Origin of the sequence: Streptomyces tritici (genome assembly GCF_048500665.1) — a bacterium.
Taxonomy (GTDB): domain Bacteria; phylum Actinomycetota; class Actinomycetes; order Streptomycetales; family Streptomycetaceae; genus Streptomyces; species Streptomyces tritici.
In genome coordinates, this window is sequence record NZ_CP183183.1 from 6,919,786 (window position 1) to 6,935,245 (window position 15,460).

At 76.0% G+C, this 15,460-nt stretch carries 17 protein-coding genes; 9 read left to right on the forward strand and 8 right to left on the reverse strand.

Annotation, left to right across the window (positions count from 1 at the left end; all coding sequences use genetic code 11):
* Window positions 1–2 precede the first annotated feature (2 nt).
* Window positions 3–1,196 carry an FAD-dependent monooxygenase gene (locus ACNJ93_RS31900; protein WP_418960944.1) on the reverse strand — a complete coding sequence of 398 codons (1,194 nt, stop codon included), beginning with the start codon at window positions 1,194–1,196 and terminating at the stop codon, window positions 3–5.
* A gap of 63 nt (window positions 1,197–1,259) precedes the next feature.
* On the opposite strand from ACNJ93_RS31900, the gene ACNJ93_RS31905 reads away from it, so the two are divergent.
* The 3 genes from ACNJ93_RS31905 to ACNJ93_RS31915 all read left to right on the forward strand — a co-directional run bounded on the left by ACNJ93_RS31905 (window position 1,260) and on the right by ACNJ93_RS31915 (window position 4,227).
* Window positions 1,260–1,889: a TetR/AcrR family transcriptional regulator gene (locus ACNJ93_RS31905; protein ID WP_418960945.1), complete on the forward strand. Its 630-nt coding sequence runs from the start codon at window positions 1,260–1,262 to the stop codon at window positions 1,887–1,889.
* Between the two features lie 175 nt (window positions 1,890–2,064).
* The gene (locus tag ACNJ93_RS31910) at window positions 2,065–2,550 is read left to right on the forward strand and encodes an SRPBCC family protein (RefSeq protein ID WP_418960946.1); all 486 of its coding nucleotides are present in this window, start codon (window positions 2,065–2,067) and stop codon (window positions 2,548–2,550) included.
* Between the two features lie 183 nt (window positions 2,551–2,733).
* Window positions 2,734–4,227 (forward strand): Ig-like domain-containing protein, encoded by a 1,494-nt coding sequence (locus ACNJ93_RS31915; RefSeq protein WP_418961595.1) that lies wholly within the window; start codon window positions 2,734–2,736, stop codon window positions 4,225–4,227.
* Window positions 4,228–4,238: 11 nt separating this feature from the next.
* Here ACNJ93_RS31915 and ACNJ93_RS31920 read toward each other — a convergent pair whose 3' ends face one another.
* Window positions 4,239–4,832 carry a hypothetical protein gene (locus tag ACNJ93_RS31920; RefSeq protein WP_418960947.1) on the reverse strand — a complete coding sequence of 198 codons (594 nt, stop codon included), beginning with the start codon at window positions 4,830–4,832 and terminating at the stop codon, window positions 4,239–4,241.
* Between the two features lie 277 nt (window positions 4,833–5,109).
* On the opposite strand from ACNJ93_RS31920, the gene ACNJ93_RS31925 reads away from it, so the two are divergent.
* Together ACNJ93_RS31925 and ACNJ93_RS31930 are read left to right on the forward strand one after the other, a co-directional pair.
* Window positions 5,110–5,865 (forward strand): VOC family protein, encoded by a 756-nt coding sequence (locus tag ACNJ93_RS31925; protein WP_418960948.1) that lies wholly within the window; start codon window positions 5,110–5,112, stop codon window positions 5,863–5,865.
* Window positions 5,866–5,950: 85 nt separating this feature from the next.
* Window positions 5,951–6,250, forward strand: coding sequence for a DUF1876 domain-containing protein (locus tag ACNJ93_RS31930; RefSeq protein ID WP_418960949.1), 300 nt, complete (start codon window positions 5,951–5,953; stop codon window positions 6,248–6,250).
* Window positions 6,251–6,450: 200 nt separating this feature from the next.
* Here the strand turns inward: ACNJ93_RS31930 and ACNJ93_RS31935 are convergent, their stop codons facing one another.
* A complete protein-coding gene (locus tag ACNJ93_RS31935; protein ID WP_418960950.1) occupies window positions 6,451–7,050 on the reverse strand; it encodes a CBS domain-containing protein in 600 nt (199 codons plus the stop codon).
* A 155-nt stretch (window positions 7,051–7,205) separates the two neighbouring features.
* On the opposite strand from ACNJ93_RS31935, the gene ACNJ93_RS31940 reads away from it, so the two are divergent.
* Complete coding sequence (locus ACNJ93_RS31940) at window positions 7,206–7,889, forward strand: helix-turn-helix domain-containing protein (RefSeq protein WP_418960951.1); 684 nt, start codon at window positions 7,206–7,208, stop codon at window positions 7,887–7,889.
* 77 nt (window positions 7,890–7,966) lie between these two features.
* Here the strand turns inward: ACNJ93_RS31940 and ACNJ93_RS31945 are convergent, their stop codons facing one another.
* Window positions 7,967–8,554 (reverse strand): hypothetical protein, encoded by a 588-nt coding sequence (locus ACNJ93_RS31945; protein WP_418960952.1) that lies wholly within the window; start codon window positions 8,552–8,554, stop codon window positions 7,967–7,969.
* Between the two features lie 179 nt (window positions 8,555–8,733).
* Here ACNJ93_RS31945 and ACNJ93_RS31950 point away from each other — a divergent pair, with 179 nt between their 5' ends.
* Window positions 8,734–9,540 carry an alpha/beta fold hydrolase gene (locus tag ACNJ93_RS31950; protein ID WP_418960953.1) on the forward strand — a complete coding sequence of 269 codons (807 nt, stop codon included), beginning with the start codon at window positions 8,734–8,736 and terminating at the stop codon, window positions 9,538–9,540.
* 97 nt (window positions 9,541–9,637) lie between these two features.
* Window positions 9,638–11,230 carry a molybdopterin-dependent oxidoreductase gene (locus ACNJ93_RS31955; protein ID WP_418960954.1) on the forward strand — a complete coding sequence of 531 codons (1,593 nt, stop codon included), beginning with the start codon at window positions 9,638–9,640 and terminating at the stop codon, window positions 11,228–11,230.
* On the opposite strand, the gene ACNJ93_RS31960 is transcribed toward ACNJ93_RS31955, so the two are convergent.
* From ACNJ93_RS31960 to ACNJ93_RS31975, 4 genes are all read right to left on the reverse strand, one after another.
* Window positions 11,217–11,858 carry a LysE family transporter gene (locus ACNJ93_RS31960; protein ID WP_418960955.1) on the reverse strand — a complete coding sequence of 214 codons (642 nt, stop codon included), beginning with the start codon at window positions 11,856–11,858 and terminating at the stop codon, window positions 11,217–11,219. The two genes, ACNJ93_RS31955 and ACNJ93_RS31960, sit on opposite strands and share 14 nt — an antisense overlap.
* Before the next feature lie 166 nt (window positions 11,859–12,024).
* Complete coding sequence (locus ACNJ93_RS31965) at window positions 12,025–12,528, reverse strand: hypothetical protein (protein ID WP_418960956.1); 504 nt, start codon at window positions 12,526–12,528, stop codon at window positions 12,025–12,027.
* A gap of 82 nt (window positions 12,529–12,610) precedes the next feature.
* The gene (locus ACNJ93_RS31970; RefSeq protein WP_418960957.1) at window positions 12,611–12,994 is read right to left on the reverse strand and encodes a hypothetical protein; all 384 of its coding nucleotides are present in this window, start codon (window positions 12,992–12,994) and stop codon (window positions 12,611–12,613) included.
* Window positions 12,995–13,058: 64 nt separating this feature from the next.
* Complete coding sequence (locus tag ACNJ93_RS31975) at window positions 13,059–13,892, reverse strand: hypothetical protein (RefSeq protein ID WP_418960958.1); 834 nt, start codon at window positions 13,890–13,892, stop codon at window positions 13,059–13,061.
* 239 nt (window positions 13,893–14,131) lie between these two features.
* Here ACNJ93_RS31975 and ACNJ93_RS31980 point away from each other — a divergent pair, with 239 nt between their 5' ends.
* Complete coding sequence (locus tag ACNJ93_RS31980; protein ID WP_418960959.1) at window positions 14,132–15,379, forward strand: YncE family protein; 1,248 nt, start codon at window positions 14,132–14,134, stop codon at window positions 15,377–15,379.
* The last annotated feature ends 81 nt before the right edge of the window (window positions 15,380–15,460 follow it).

A 15,460-nucleotide genomic window follows, 5' to 3' on the forward strand; every position in this document is an offset into this window, starting at 1 on the left:
GTCTACTCGACGCCCGCGGCGACCTCCGGCAGCCTCGGCGGCGTCCAGGCGGCGTGGCGCAGGATCATCCGGAGGGCCGTGCCCGACGGGGCCAGCCGCAGGGCGGTGTTCCGCAGCGCGACGGCCGCCGGATGCGCCAACTGCTGCCCCATGCGGCCCGCCTGGCGCGCTGCCCGCGCGACGCCCTGGGCGCGCGGGCGGCGCTCGGCGTCGTAGCGGGCGAGCGCCTCCGGCACGTCCGGGCCGTCGGCCAGCGCGGCCGCCAGGACGACCGCGTCCTCCAGGGCCTGGCACGCCCCCTGGCCCAGGTGCGGGGTCATGGCGTGGGCGGCGTCGCCCAGCAGGGCGACACGGCCGACGGCGAACGAGGGGAGCGGCTCGGCGAGTTCGCCGATGTCGTGGTGGAGCACGGCGTCCGGGTCGGTCGCGGCCAGCAGGTCCGGGACCGGCGCGTGCCAGTCGGCGAACCGGCGGCGGAGTCTTGCCAGGGGGTCCGGATGGCGCACTCCGGCGGGCGCGTTGAGCACGGCGTGCCATTCCGCCCGGCCGTCCGCGAGGAGGATGTGGCCGAACTCCGCGCCGGGTCCCCAGGTGAGCTCGAAGTCGGACTCCACCCTCACCGGCCCCCTCGTCAGCGCGCGCAGCACCGTGGAGCCGCTGTGGGCCGGGCCTGGGTGGCCGGGGAAGAGCAGGGCGCGCGTCCAGCTGCCGATCCCGTCGGCGCCGACGACCACGTCCGCCTCCGCCTCCGCGCGCCGGCCGTCCTCGTGCGCGTACCCGACCCGCACGCGGTCGGGCCCGGAGCGGTCGAGCGCCGTCATGCGCGCGCCGGTGACCAGGCACTGCGGCGGCAGCGCGGCGCGCAGCAGCGCGTGCAGCCCCGCGCGGGGGATGCCCACGACGGGCGAGCCGAGGGCGCGTTCCAGGGCGGCGCCGTCCATCCGGGCGAGCCAGGCGCCGCCCGGCGTGCGGGTGCCGCCGGTGTACTGGCTCCGGGCCGCCGCCCGGACGGCGGCGCCCACGCCGAGGGCGTCGAGCGCACGCAGTCCGTTCGCGGCCAGGGAGATCCCGGCCCCGGAGTCGTCGAGGACGCGGTTCCGCTCGACGACGGTCACGTCCCAGCCGATGCGGCGCAGTCCGATCGCCGCGGCGAGTCCGCCGATGCCTCCGCCGACGACGAGCGCGGTCCTGCCCATGCTGCCCCCTCAGGTCAGTTCTTCTACACCTGTAGAAGAACTCTACAGGTGTAGAAAGAAGGGGTGACCACCGACCGCCGCACCCCCACCCCCGCAACCGACCGCCGCACCCCGACGCCCGACCGCCGCCCCTCGACCCCCGACCGCCGCACCCTCCTCGCCGACGCCGCCCTCGGCGTCCTCGCCGACGCCGGTATGCGCGGCCTCACCCACCGGGCCGTCGACGCCGCCGCAGGGCTCCCGCCCGGCACCACCTCCGCGTACTACCGCACCCGCTCCGCCCTGCTCACCGCCCTCGTGCGCCGGCTCGTCGACCTCGACCAGGCCGAGCTGCGGGCCGCGGGAGAGCGGGCCGGAGTCCCGCGCGACGCCGCCGAACTGGTCCGTGGCATCGCCTCGCTCGTGGACGCCCGGCTCACCGGGGAGGGCCGTCGCCGCTCCCTCGCCCGGCACGCCTGCGCCGTCGAGAGCGTCCGCGACCCCGAACTGCGCGAGATCCTCGTCCCCCGCGAGAACCCGGGGCGCGACGCCGTCCGCCGCTTCCTCGACGGCCAGGGCGTGCGCGACGCCGAGGGGCGCACGCTCACGCTGCTCGCCTGCGTCGACGGCCTCGTCCTCGACCGCGTCGTGTCCGGCGGAACCGTCTCCGAGGACGAGATCGAGGGCCTCGTCGTGGCCGCGCTGCGCCCGTGAACGGCACCGGGCCACTGGGCGAGGCGGGTGACTCCGGCGGCGTGTCGGACCGCACCGGCTCGTCCCGCGGTCGTACGAACGAGTGGCTGAAGGATCAGTACGCCCGGGGCGCGGGCCCGGCGCGCCGCGCGGGAGCCGCCCGCCGCCCCGGAACACCGCATGGGAGCAGACCCCGATGGACAGCAACGCGTTCGTCTACACGACGTACATCCTCACCACGCCCGACGACCTCTGGAAGGCGTTGACCGAGCCGGAGCTCACCCGGCAGTACTGGGGGGTGGCCTTCGAGGCGGAGTGGGTCCCCGGGGCGGCGATGGTGTGGGACGAGGACGGCCGGAAGACCGCCGACCCGGAGCAGAAGGTGCTCGAAGCGGTGCCTGGCCGCCGACTGGCCTACACCTGGCACACGTTCACGGAGGACTGGGCGCGCATGGCCGGCATCGACGAGGACGTGCTGGCGCGGCTCGCCGCCGAACGGCGCTCGAAGGTGACGTACGTGATCGAACCCTCCGGCGACATCGTGAAGCTGACGGTCGTGCACGACGACCTGGAACCGGACGGCACCATCCGCGGGCTGATCGGCGAGGGCTGGCCGGTCATCCTCTCCAGCCTCAAGACCCTGCTCGAGACCGGCGAACCGCTGCCCGAACCGGCCCGCTGACGCTCCGTCGACCGTCGGCCTTCCCCGACGGGCGGGCGTTGGTGCATTCGAGTCGTCTCCGGGTCCGGACCCGCGCCACGCCTCGTCCGTTGATCATCTTTTCGGACCGCGTCCGTTTTGATGCTCGGACACCACGATGCCCGACATCACACGGACGAGACGGGGAGGGCCGACTTGGCAACGGTGCACCGGAGCGCGCGGGGCCACGGGAACGGGAACGCCCGCAGAGGCGCGGACGTCCGCAGGAGCGCCAAGAACTGGGGCGCGGCCGCGGCCGTGGCGGGCGTCGTCCTGCTGACCACCACGGGCCAGCCGCCGGCCCCCGGGCCCGCGGCCGGCCCGGGAAGCGGGACGGCCGCCACGGGCGACGCGGAGACCGTGGTCTCCGTCGGCCGCACCCTCCCCGACGCCACCGCCGTGCTGGACGACTGCGCCGACGCCGACCGGGTCTGCGCCGCGACGGCCGCCGTGCACCGCACCGCGGTGCTCACCGCCCGGCACGAGAAGTCCGCGCTGCCGGAGAACCCGGGGTGGCCGGGCGGGGACGCCCCCGCCCCTGCGCTCGCCGTCCGGCCGGGCGGCGGCCCGGTCGAGATCGCGCTGCGCTCGCCCGGCGTCCTCGCCGACATCACCGTCGCCGACGCGCGCGGCCGCCGCGTCGCCGGAACCGTCGGCCCCGACGGCACCCGCTGGACCAGCACCGCCCCCCTCCCCGCCGACAGCCGCTTCACCGCGAGGCTCGTCGTCGAAGGGCCCGCCGGCGCCACGGGCCGCGGACGCCGTCACGCCCGCCTGGACTTCGGCACCGCACCGGCCGTCGCCGACGACGGCCGGCTCACCGTCACGTTCGGGCCCGCGCCCGGCCGGTACGGCGTGGGCCAGCCGCTCACCGCCGAGCTCAGCCACCCCGTGCCCGCCGACGACGCCCGCGCCCGCCGCACCGTCGAACGGGCCCTGGAAGTCGCCTCCGAACCCCGGGTCGACGGCGCCTGGCACTGGGTCGGCCCCACCACCCTGCACTACCGGCCCCGCACGTACTGGCCCGTCCACGCCACCGTCCGGGTCCGCTCCGCGCTCGACGGACTGCCCGTCACGGGCCGGCTCGTCGGCGGCCCCTCCCAGCCGCTCACCCTCACCACCGGAGACCGCGTCGAGGCCGTCACCGACGTGGCCACCCATCACATGACCGTCCGCCGCAACGGCCACGTCGTCCGCACCATCCCCGTCACCACCGGCAAGGCCGGCTACCGCACCCGCGGCGGCATCAAGGTCGTCCTCGGCAAGGAACGCCTCGTCCGCATGCGCGGCGACTCCATCGGCATCTCCAAGAAGAGCAAGGACTACTACGACCTCAAGGTCCGCTGGGCCACCCGCGTCACCTGGAGCGGCGAGTACCTCCACGCCGCCCCGTGGTCCGTCGACGCCCAGGGCAGCGCGGACGTCAGCCACGGCTGCACCGGCATGAGCACCGAGGACGCCGCCTGGCTGTACGCCACCCTCCGGGAGGGCGACCTCGTCCAGGTCGTCAACGGCCTCGGCGAGGAGATGACCCCCTTCGACAACGGCTACGGCGACTGGAACGTCCCCTGGCCCGTCTGGCAGCGCGGCAGCACGCTCGGCGCCGCCCCCAGCCGGCCCGGCCAGAGCGGGAACGGCCCGCTGCGGCCCGAGGTCTGACCGTCCGCCGGTCAGGGCCGCCGCGGCCCGCCGCCCGGAGCCTCCAGCGCGTCCATCGCCGGCTCTCCGGCCACCACGAACTGGTACGTGAACCCCCGCCCCGGCCCGCCGCCCGGGAAGGTGTGCGCGGCGCGCTGCCACTCCCGCAGCGTCGCCGTACGCGCCGCGCCGCCCGCGTCCCGTACCCGTAGCGACAGCTCCGGCACACGGCCGTGCCGCCGCACCGGCCCCACGGCCACCGTCGAGCCCGTCACCCGGACCGGTGCCAGCGCCACGCCGACCGGCCGCAGCCCCGGCGGCCACAGCGTCCACGCCCAGTTGACGTACACGTACGACACGTCCGCCGCCGCGCCCGAACGGACCAGCCCCAGCGCCCGGGGCGTCCGCCCTGCCCGCAGCTCGCGCAGCAGCACCGCCGGGTCCTGCGGCGTGACCCCCGCCGTGGTGAACCATGCCTCGTCCGCGCCCCGCTCCGGACGGCCGCCCGACGCCGGCCCCCTGCGGCCGTCCCGCCCGGTCTCGCCCGCGCCGCACGCCGCCGGGAACGCCAGCGCCACCGCCAGAACCGCCGACACGACCAGGCGGCTGCCACGGGTTCGGGTCATGGGCGGGTCCTCCGTCCGGGCGAGGGGAACACGTCCGGCGCACCGGGCGGGCCACGGGGCGTCGAGCCCATGACAGCCCCGGCCCGCCGCGGCCGCATCCCGGGGCGGCCGAACGGGCCCGACCGGCCGCCGCGGCCCGCGCCGGAGCCGCGCCTGGCTGCGCCGCGACCGCCGCCGGGTTAGCGTGCGAGAGTCCGGTCACACGCGAGGGATGAGGTCTGGCGGGGTGTCGACACCACATCACGAAGCGTTCGGCGCACCGTGCTGGGTCAGCCTGATGGCACGCGACCTCGAAGCGGCGCAGCGTTTCTACGGAGAAGTCCTGGGCTGGCGGTTCCGGCCGTCCGAGCTCGGGCCCGAGTTCTGCGTGGGCTTCCTCGGCGGCCGCCCGCTCGCCGGCATCGGCGCGATGGCCGGGAGCCTGTCGGTTCCCGTCGCCTGGACCCCGTACTTCGCCGTCGGCGACGCCGACGTCGCCGCCGCCCGGATCCGCGAGCGGAGCGGCACCCTCGCCGTCGGCCCGCTGTCCTTCGGCACCGGCCGAGCCGCCCTCGCCGCCGACCCGCAGGGCGCGGTCTTCGGCATCTGGGAGGGCAAGGCCATCCCGCACTGGCGCTCCGACGCCGACGACGGCGGCCCCGCCTGGCTGGAACTGCGCACCCGCGACGCGTTCGCCGCGGCGATCTTCTACGGCGAGGTGCTCGACTGGGCGAGCGGCCGGCCCGACTGCGTCCAGGTCTCGTACGAGGGCGAGTACGTCGTGCTGCGGCACGGCGGCATGGCCGTCGCCCGGCTCAGCGGCGGGGCGGTCGAGACCGCGCCCGACCCGCAGGTGCGCCCCCGCTGGCACGTGCACTTCCGGGTGCCGGACGTGGCCGCGGCCACCGAGACGGCGATCCGGCTGGGCGGCAGCGTCGTGCGCGGCGCGCACGGCGACGGCGTCGGGAGCTGGACCACCCTGCGCGACCCCGACGGCGGGGTGTTCACCATCGGCGCCTCGGGCGCCGCGGCCCCCGCCCGGCCGCTCGTCTGAACGGCGGGCCGGGCGGCGGCGTGCGGCCGCCGACCGGCGGGTGGATCCTGGGAACAGGAAAGGCCCGCGGACAAGGAGGCAGGCCATGACACGCACGCTGCATTGGACGGTCGGCGTGGACCTGACCGAGGACGAGGGCACCACGAAGGCCCGTGCGGAACTCGACATGGGCTCGGCGAAGATCACCGGGAAGGGAACCGCCCGGTGCAACCCGTCGGACGTGGACGTCCCCGCGATCGGCGACGAACTCGCCGCCAGCCGCGCCATGAAGGACCTCGCGGCCCAGCTGATGCGCGTGGCGAACCGCGACATGGAGGCCGTCGGCGCCGACACCGTGCCGCAGCACACCGGCCCCGGCTACGGCTGGCCGGAGGCGGTGACCTGAGCCGCCGCCCGCCGCCCCGCCGCTGATCCGTCGCCACGCGCGCGGGGGGCGAGGCGTCGCGCGGGCACGCGCCCCGCTCGCGCGTGCCCGCGATCCTGCTTGCCCCCGGCTGCTTGCCCGCGATCCTGCTTGCCCGGGCAGAGACAGCAGCGCGACGCACGGGCGTCCGTCCATACGCCGTACCTGAGGCGGCCCTGCGCCTACGCCGCCTCGTCCTCCTCGTACGTGAGGCGGTCCTCGACCTCCACGACCCCGTCCACGGTCTCGCAGAGCCGGACGACGATCGGGCCGAGGCTGCGGCGCGGGAGCGTGCCGCTCAAGGTGACGCGGCCCTCCGACACGTCGATCGAGACGGCCGACGGCGGCAGCCGGAGCGTACGGGTGACGATCTCCTCCAGGATCTCCTCCTGGATCGCCCGGTCCCGGCGCAGGAACAGCTGCAGCAGGTCACTGCGGCTCAGCACGCCGATCAGCCGACCGTCCCCGTCGACCACCGGCAGCCGCTTGATCCGGTTCCGCTCCATCACCCGCGCCGCCTCGACCGCACTCCACATGGGCCGCGCCACCACGGCCGGGCTGGTCATCATGCCCTCGGCGGTGCTGGGGCCGTTCTTCTCGGTGTGCCGGCGCAACAGATCGGCCTCCGACACGACCCCCACCGGCCGTCCGTCGTCGTCGACCACGGGCACGGCGGTGATGCCGTACTCGTCGAGCAGCCGCGCGATCTCCTTGAACGGTGTGCCGCGCTGCACGGCGACCGCCGTCGGGGTCATGAGATCGGCGACACTCCTGTGCCTCATCGCTCGCTCGTCCCTTCTCCGCCCCGCGCAGGGGCGTCGGCACCGGCGTCTCCGGTGTCCCGATATCGGAACGGGTGATTCCATGGAGGAGGTTCCCCGTCGGAGGGGCCGTGGGCCCGTACGAGGGACCGGCCCCGATGCGCCGAGAGGCCGCCATGCACCGTGAGACCCCCATGCATCCCGAGCCGCACGCGCCGCGCCGCGCGCCGGCGCACCCGCGCGGCGACGTCGGCCGCCGGGTGGCGGCCCGCCGCCACGAGCTCGGCCTGTCCCGCGAGGACCTGGCGCTCCGCGCCGGATCCGCGCCCGGCTACATCCAGTACCTGGAGGAGCAGCCCGCGACCCCCGGAGTGGCGTTCCTGCTGCGGCTCGCGGACGCGCTGGAGACCACCGTCCCGGCCCTGACCGGCGCCGCCGCCGGCCCACCGCCCGCCGAGCTGCTGCGCACCGTGGAGCTGGACCCCGCCGCCTGCTGGGCGCTCCTCGACACCCACGGCGTCGGCCGGATCGCCCGGCAGACGCCGGACGGACCGGTCGTGCTGCCGGTGAACTACCTGGTCACGGACGGCCGGGTCGCCTTCCGCAGCACCACTCCCACGAGTTCCGGAACCGCCGACGCCGATCTCGCCTTCGAGGCCGACCACATCGACGAGACGTCCGGCCAGGGCTGGAGCGTGCTGCTGGTGGGTCCGGTCCACGACGTCACCGACCCCGCCGCGGTCGAGCGGCTCGCCGCCCGCGCGGACGGTGGCCCGTGGACCGGCGGCGAGGGCAGTCACTGGACGCTCCTCGCGCCGCAGCGCGTCACCGGTCGCCGCATCCTGCTCGCCGAGCCCTGAGCCGCGCCGGATCCGCCCCCGAACGACGTCCGTCAGCACGACGTCCGTCAGCACGACGTGCGTCAGAACGACGTCCGTCAGGCGTGTCCACGGGTCCAGTCCGGCCCGGTGCGCCGCCACTCGTACTCCCATTGCGCCGCGCGCCTGCGGTCCGCGAGCCGGCGTACGCACAGGCCCGCCAGCGCGGCCGTGCCCGCCCCGAGCGCCGTCGCGGTCGCGCCGATCGTGGCCGAACCGAGCCAGATGTCGGCGTCGTCGAGCGGCGGAGCGGTCACCCGGCCGCGCTCGTCCAGCCAGATCCGCGTCTGCTCGCCGCGCTTCAGGTCCGCGGGCACCAGGGCCTCGCCCTGCCCCTGGCGGCCGTCGGGCGCGGTCCAGCGCACCGGCACGTGCACCTGGACGCCCCGCCCCGAGTCGTAGGCGGACGGGGCCACGTCCCGCGCGTCCGCCAGCGCCACCGCGACCACCCGGTCCCGGGTCGCGGCCTGCTCGACCGCCAGCGTCCGGTCGTGCCGCTGCACCGACCACGCCACGGTCAGACCGGCGACCGGCGCGGCCACCCAGAGCGCCGCCGCGACCAGCAGCAGGGCCCAGGCCTCGACGACGTCCACGGGCCGGCGCAGCGGATGGGCGCGCCACTCCTGTCTCCACACGGGCGCGGGCATCGTTCCCACCCCCCTTCGCGGGGCTTCCACTCCAGCGTGCCCCTGGCCACCCGAGCCCGCCACGCGGCCACCGGATCCGCCTCCCGCCCCGCCCCGGACGCCGCCGTGCCATGATCGACTCCACCCGGCCGGAGGGGATCCGGACCCCGCGGCCGGACCGGTCGAGGGGGGCGCACGGCATGGAGTGGCAGCGACGGACGGTCGTACGGGACGGGGTGGCCCTCGCGGTCCGGGACGGCGGCGGCGACGGCCCGCCGGTCGTCCTGCTGCACGGCTTGGCCGGGCACGCGGGGGAGTGGGACGCCACGGCCCGGTCGCTGAGGTCCCGCCACCGCGTCGTCGCCTTCGACCAGCGCGGGCACGGCGCGAGCGCACGCCGTCCCGCGGACGTGTCCCGGGCCGCCTACGTGGCCGACGTCGTCGCCGTCCTCGACGCGCTGGGCCTCGAGCGCGCGGTTCTGGCCGGTCAGTCGCTCGGCGGGCACACGGCGCTGCTGACCGCCGCCGCGCACCCCGACCGGGTCGCCGCCCTCGTCCTGGTGGACGCCTCTCCGGGCGGGCCGCACCCCGAGAGCCCCGGCGCCATCGGCGGCTGGCTGCGCGGCTGGCCCGTGCCGTTCGCCACGCGGGAGGCCGCCGTGGAACACCTCGGCGGTGGCGCGGTCGGCGAGGGCTGGGCGGCCGGTCTGGAGCGGCGCGCCGACGGCTGGTGGCCCCGGTTCGACCCGGACGTCATGGTCGCCGCGCTCGCGGAGAACGCCACGCGTTCCTGGTGGCCGGAGTGGGAGGCGGTGGCCTGCCCCGCGCTGGCGGTGCTGGGCCAGGACAGCTTCGTCGACCCGGACGAGGTCGCCGGAATGTTCGCACGGCGGCCCGACGACACGTACGGGGCGTGCGTCCCCGGCACCGGCCACGACCTCCACCTCGAACGCCCCGACGCCCTGCACGCGGTGCTGGCGGCGTTCCTGGAGTCGGTCGCGCCCTGACGGGAGGTCACCTGGGCGGGCGCGCAGGGCATTACGCACTCCTTACGGGCGGCCCGACCGCCTGGCGGCGCCGCGGGGCCGCGTCGATGATGGGCGGGTGAGCACGACACCCCCGCTCCCCGCCCCGCCCCAGCCGTCCCCGCCCACCCCCACCGACCGACTGCACGCCCGGCTCGCGGGCGCGGTGGCCGGGCTCGGCGGGCTGGGCGTCGCCGAACTCGTCGCCGCGGCCGTACGGCCCGAGGCGTCGCCGGTGACCGCGGTCGGCGCGGCGGCGATCGACCTGACGCCCGCACCGGTCAAGGAATGGGCGATCCGCACGTTCGGCGAGGCCGACAAGGCGGTTCTCCAGGTCGGCATCGTGGTCGTCCTCGCGGCCGTCGCCCTGCTCCTCGGCCGCTGGGAGCTGGCGCGGCGGGGCGCGGGCGCCGCCGGTGCGGTCGTGCTCGGGGTCGTCGGCGCGACGGCCGCCGTGAGCCGCCCCGACGCCTCGGCGGCCGACGCGCTGCCGTCCCTGGTCGGCGCGTCGGCCGGTGCGGCGCTGCTGTACTGGCTCGTGGGCCGCGTCCTCGCCGCATCCGCCGCATCCGGCGCGCCCGCCCCGGCCCGCCGCCGCTTCCTGCTCGCGGCCGGGGGCACGGCCGCGGCCGCCGCCGGTGCCGTCGTCCTCGGCCGCGCACTCGGGGCCGGCCGCTCCCAGGACGCCGAGGCGTCCCGCGCGGCCCTACGACTGCCCCGGCCCGACGACCCGGCGCCGCCGCGCCCGCGCGGCGCGCAGCTCGCGTTCCCCGGCGTCGCCCCGTTCATCACGCCGAACAAGGACTTCTACCGGGTCGACACCGCTCTCGTCGTCCCCAGGATCGACGCCGACCGCTGGCGGCTGCGTATCCACGGCCTCGGGGTCGCCGACGAGCTCACCCTGACCTTGCGGGACCTCCTGGCGCGCCCCGTCGTCGAGCGCGACCTCACCCTCAACTGCGTCTCGAACGAGGTCGGCGGGCCCTACATCGGCACGGCCCGCTGGACCGGCGTCCGCCTCGCCGATCTCCTGCGCGAGGCGGGCGTCCGGCCGCCCTCGCGGGGCGGTCCGGCCGACCAGCTCGTGGCCCGGTCCGTGGACGGCATGACGATCGGCACGCCCGTCGCCGACGTCATGGACGGCCGGGACGCCCTGCTGGCCTTCGGCATGAACGGCGAACCGCTCCCGTTCCGGCACGGCTTCCCCGTCCGGATGCTCGTCCCCGGCCTGTACGGCTACGTCTCCGCGTGCAAGTGGATCGAGGAGCTTGAGCTGACGACCTTCGACGCCTACGACGCGTACTGGGTGCGGGACGGCTGGGCCGCACGGGCCCCGGTCAAGACGCAGTCGCGCATCGACACCCCGCGCGGCTCCGCCCGGCTGCGCGCCGGGACGGTGGTGGTCGCCGGCGTCGCCTGGGCGCAGCGGCGCGGGATCGAACGGGTCGAGGTCCGGGTCGACGACGGCCCGTGGCAGCGGGCCGAACTCGCCGCGTCCGACGGCCCCGACACCTGGCGCCAGTGGTACCTGCGCTGGTCGGCGACCCCCGGCGGGCACACGCTCGCCGTCCGCGCGACCGACGGCGGCGGTGCGACGCAGACGGCCCGCCGCACCGACATCAGACCGGACGGTGCGACGGGCCATCACGAGGTCAGGGTCACGGTGGAGTGACCGAGGCGAGCAACTGGACGGCCAGCGCGGCGATCAGCGCGCTGGACGCGGTGGCGGTCAGCAGCCGCCCCAGGTCGCCCGTCAGCGAGCGGCCGAGAAGCGCGCCCCCGGAGGCGAGCAGCAGCTGCCAGGCGGCCGAGGCGGCGAACGCGGCGGCCACGAAGACCGACTGCCGCGGCAGGTCGGTGAGCGAGGCGCCCTGACCGCCCATGACGAGAGCGGTGAAGTACACCACGGTCAGCGGGTTCATGAGGGTGATGCCGAGAAAGCCGAGATAGGCCCGGCGCGGGCCCAGCGGGGTCTGCTCGCGCGCGGGTCCGGTGCCGGCACGAGCCCGGTGGCGGGCGACCGCCTTGACCGCCGCGTGCACGGCGAGGGCGAGGAGGACGACTCCGGAGACGATGCGCAGCGGCACCAGGACCGGGCGCAGGACGGGGACGAGCGCCGCGCCGCCGGCGACGGCGAGCAGCGCGTACAGGCCGTCGGCCGTGGCGACCCCCAGGGCCGCGCCCGCGCCCGTCCTGAGGTTCGTCCGGGCCGTGACGGCGACGAGGTAGGTCCCGACCGCTCCGACCGGCATGGCGATGCCGAGTCCGGCGAGCAGTCCCGAGACCAGCGCCCCGCTCACGCGAGCACGGGATCGGGCCTTCCGGGGCAGCCGGTCTGCTGCTGCTCGCGCACCGGACGGCCGGCGGGGTGCAGGGGCAGCGAGGCGTACGAGGTCGAGTTCATGCCCGGATCCTGAGGGACGACCAGCGCGGCGCACAACCAGATTTCGCCCCCGCCGACACCACTCACGCCTCCGGCGGCTCCGGGAGGACGAGAAGCGCACGGGCGGCTGCGCGGATCTCCTCGCGGGCCTCCTCCAGGCGGACCGGATCGTTCTCGTCGCAGTCGTACGCCGTGAGCAGGCCCTGCACGGCAGGGGCGACCGCGGTGTCGTACCAGCGCACGGAGTGCGAGAGGTCCCACACCCGGTCCGCCCCGAGGAGCGGATCGACCGTGCCCCGCACGATCTGGGTGAGGAGCTGCCGGATCCGCAATCGGCGAGCGCCGACCTCCGTGGCCGGCAGCCCCTCCCGCAAGGCGAGTTCGTCCAGGACGGCCTCGAAGAGGCCGGACGCCTCCGGTTCCTCGCGCCGGGTCAGCCCGGCGAGCTGGGCGAGCGACGGCGAGTCCACCCCGGCGAGCAGCGCGTCGAGCGCTGCGCCGATGAGGCGGTCGGCGCCGACCACCCCGTACGCGATCCGCTCGACGGCCAACTGCCGCAGCCGGTCGATCGCTTCGTCCTCTGTCATGGTCCCCCTGGGAATGGACGAGGACCGTACCACCGGTGCTTTTGCGCCGCCGCGCCGGGGAGTGTCGCCGTGCGCCCCCGGGTCAGCGTTGCCAGGCGCGGTGGTAGGCGTCCGTCACGCAGTCGCGGGCGCAGCCGGCGCGCTCGAAGCGGTGCCGGAGTGCCGCGCCGGCCTGCCAGTGGGGGACGTCCACGTACCCGAACCGCTCGTCGAGCACGCGCAGGACGTCGTCCACGGTCACGATCGCCGGCTCGCCCGGCCCGGCCGCGGCGCGCGCGGACGCGATCACGAGGTCCGCGGAGCGCAGCAGATGCCGCTGGTACTGCCGGGCGTCCACGCTCCGGGCGCGGGCCCGCCACAGCGGGCGCACGGCGCGGCCCTTCCAGACCAGCCCGGCCGCCATCAGCAGCGCCCCGGGACCGAGCACCAGCAGGCCGACGACCACGTCGGCTCCCCACGTCCGCATCTCGTCGGCCTCCTTCGGCACCGGCCGGGTCCTGCCCCGGTCCCGCCCCGTAGGAGGTCTTCCCTCACCGCCCCGGTTCCCACGCCTCCGCCGGGCCGGATTCGTACAGCACGGTGTGGAACCGTCCCGGTCCCTCCGGCCCCGACAGCTCGCGGCCCGTCGGGTTCGCCCCCAGCGCCCGGACCGCCTCGACGGCGAACTCCTCCTCGCGGGCGTCCGTGAACAGCCGCTGCGGATACGTCCGGGACGGGTCGGAGACCGTGCGCAGCCCGTGCGCCGCCAGGGCCTCCACGACAGGGGCGTACGAGACCGTGCGCAGCACGAAGGCGCTGACCCGCACCGGCCGCCGCGCGCAGTCCAGCAGCGCGTCGAAGGTGCGCCGGGTCAGGTAGCTGCCGCCGCCGGTGAGGGTCAGCAGGCCTACTCCGCCCATCGCCTCCCGAAGCCGCGCGCCGGGCGCGTCGCGCTCCAGGTTCTCGGCGTACGCGTCGTCGAGCAGCCCGACGTCCTGGGCGTAGCGCAGGGCGCGCGCCGCGATGTCGAGGCCGATGACGGGGACGGCGTCGGCGCGCCGCCGGGCGCCGTAGAACTGTTTGTCCCGCAGCACGAGTTCCGCCGTCGTCAGCCCTTCGGCCTCGGGGCCGGTGTAGTGCGCGTACAGCTCCGCGAGCGTCACGTCGTGGTTCAGCAGGGCCGCGTTGATCCCGTACGAGCAGGCCAGGTCCAGCACCGTCCCCGTCCCCGGGTGGGCCGCGGCGCGCCGGAAGGCGGGCTGCGCGTGCTGCGGGATCTCGTACTCCAGCGGGGCCAGCCGCCGGAAGTACGACCGGGGGTCGGGCTGGTCGTAGATGTCGTCGAACCGCGCCTTGCCGGCCATGGCGTACGCCTCCTTCTCCACGTCCAGGGTCGCACCGCGCGCACCCCCGGCGATCCTGCGCGCCGCCCGCCCCCGTGGTCCCGTGCGCACCGGGGGCGCACGGGGGCGACAGGCCGCCGGAGGGGCGGGGCGGACGGGCGGCCGTCGGCCGGGTTCGTGCACGACTCTTGTCAGCTCGCCCCGGCCTCCCTACGGTTCCGGTTGATTACTTGGAAGTAACACCGGGAGTAACACCAGAGAAGAACACCAGGAGGACCATCGTGTCTGCCGCACCGCGGGGCCGCTCCCGCCGGACGGCCGGGTGCATCGCCGCCGCGCTCGCCGTGCTCGCCGCCACCGGTTCGGGGGCCGCTCCGGCGGCGGCCGAGCCCGGGCTGCGCGAGGTCATGTTCGTCGGCAACAACTGGGACGGCACCGCCGACGTCGTCGAGTCGCGCGGCGACTTCGCCCCGATCGGCCGGATCGACGTGATCCCGGACAAGGAGGAGCGGCTCCGGGAGATCTACCTCAACCCGGTGAAGCTGGCCTTCTTCCTCGGCATCCGGGAGAGCGCGGGCGAGGGCCACGACCAGTTCGTCGACGACATGTACTCCACCCCCGACGGCACCGCCGTCGTCGTGTCGCGGCCGAGCTTCGCCGACGTGGTCTCCCTCGACCTCGCCACCGGGAAGATCAACTGGCGGTTCCCGGTCTCCGGCTTCCGCTCGGACCACATGGCCGTCTCGCCGGACGGCGAACGGGTCGCCGTCTCCGCGTCGACCTCCAACACCGTGCACGTCCTCGACATCCGCACGGGGCGCGAACTCGGCTCCTTCAAGGGCGGCGACAAGCCGCACGAGAACGTCTTCAGCCGGGACGGCAAGCTGCTGTGGAACATGGCGATCGGCGAGGTCAACACGGCCCTGGACGCGCCCTGGCTGGACTTCACCAAGGGCGACCGGCACCTCACCGTCGTCGACGCCGCCACGTACCGCACGGTGCGCACCATCGACATGCGCGAGCGCCTCGACGCCTTCGGCCGCAAGGACCTCTCCGACGCGGTCCGCCCGGTGGCCTTCACCCCCGACGAGAAGAACCTCTACTTCCAGGTGTCGTTCTTCAACGGCCTGGTCGAGTACGACGTCGCCGGGGACAGGGTCACCCGCGTGAAGACCCTGCCCAAGAACCCCGCCACCAGCGAGGACCGCACCACCTGGGTCAACGACTCGCGCCACCACGGACTGTCCATGAGCCCCGGCGGCGACAAGCTCTGCGTCGCCGGGACCATGGACGACTACGCCACCGTCGTCGACCGCGCGACCCTGCAGGAGGGCCCGCTCGTGCCCGCCTCCAAGCCGTACTGGGCGACCGTCAGCGGCGACGGCAAGTCCTGCGTGATCTCCGAGAGCGGCGCCGACCGGATCACGGCGATCGACTTCGCCACCGGGCGGAAGGTCGCCTCGGTGCCCGTGGGCGACCATCCGCAGCGCGTGCGCCTCGGTCACGTCACCGCCGACTGGCGGCGCTGACCGGCCGGCCGCCGGCGCGTCCACCGACGCGCCGGCGGTGCTCCCCGCGGGCCGGCGGTGCTCCTCCGCACGCAGGCGCGG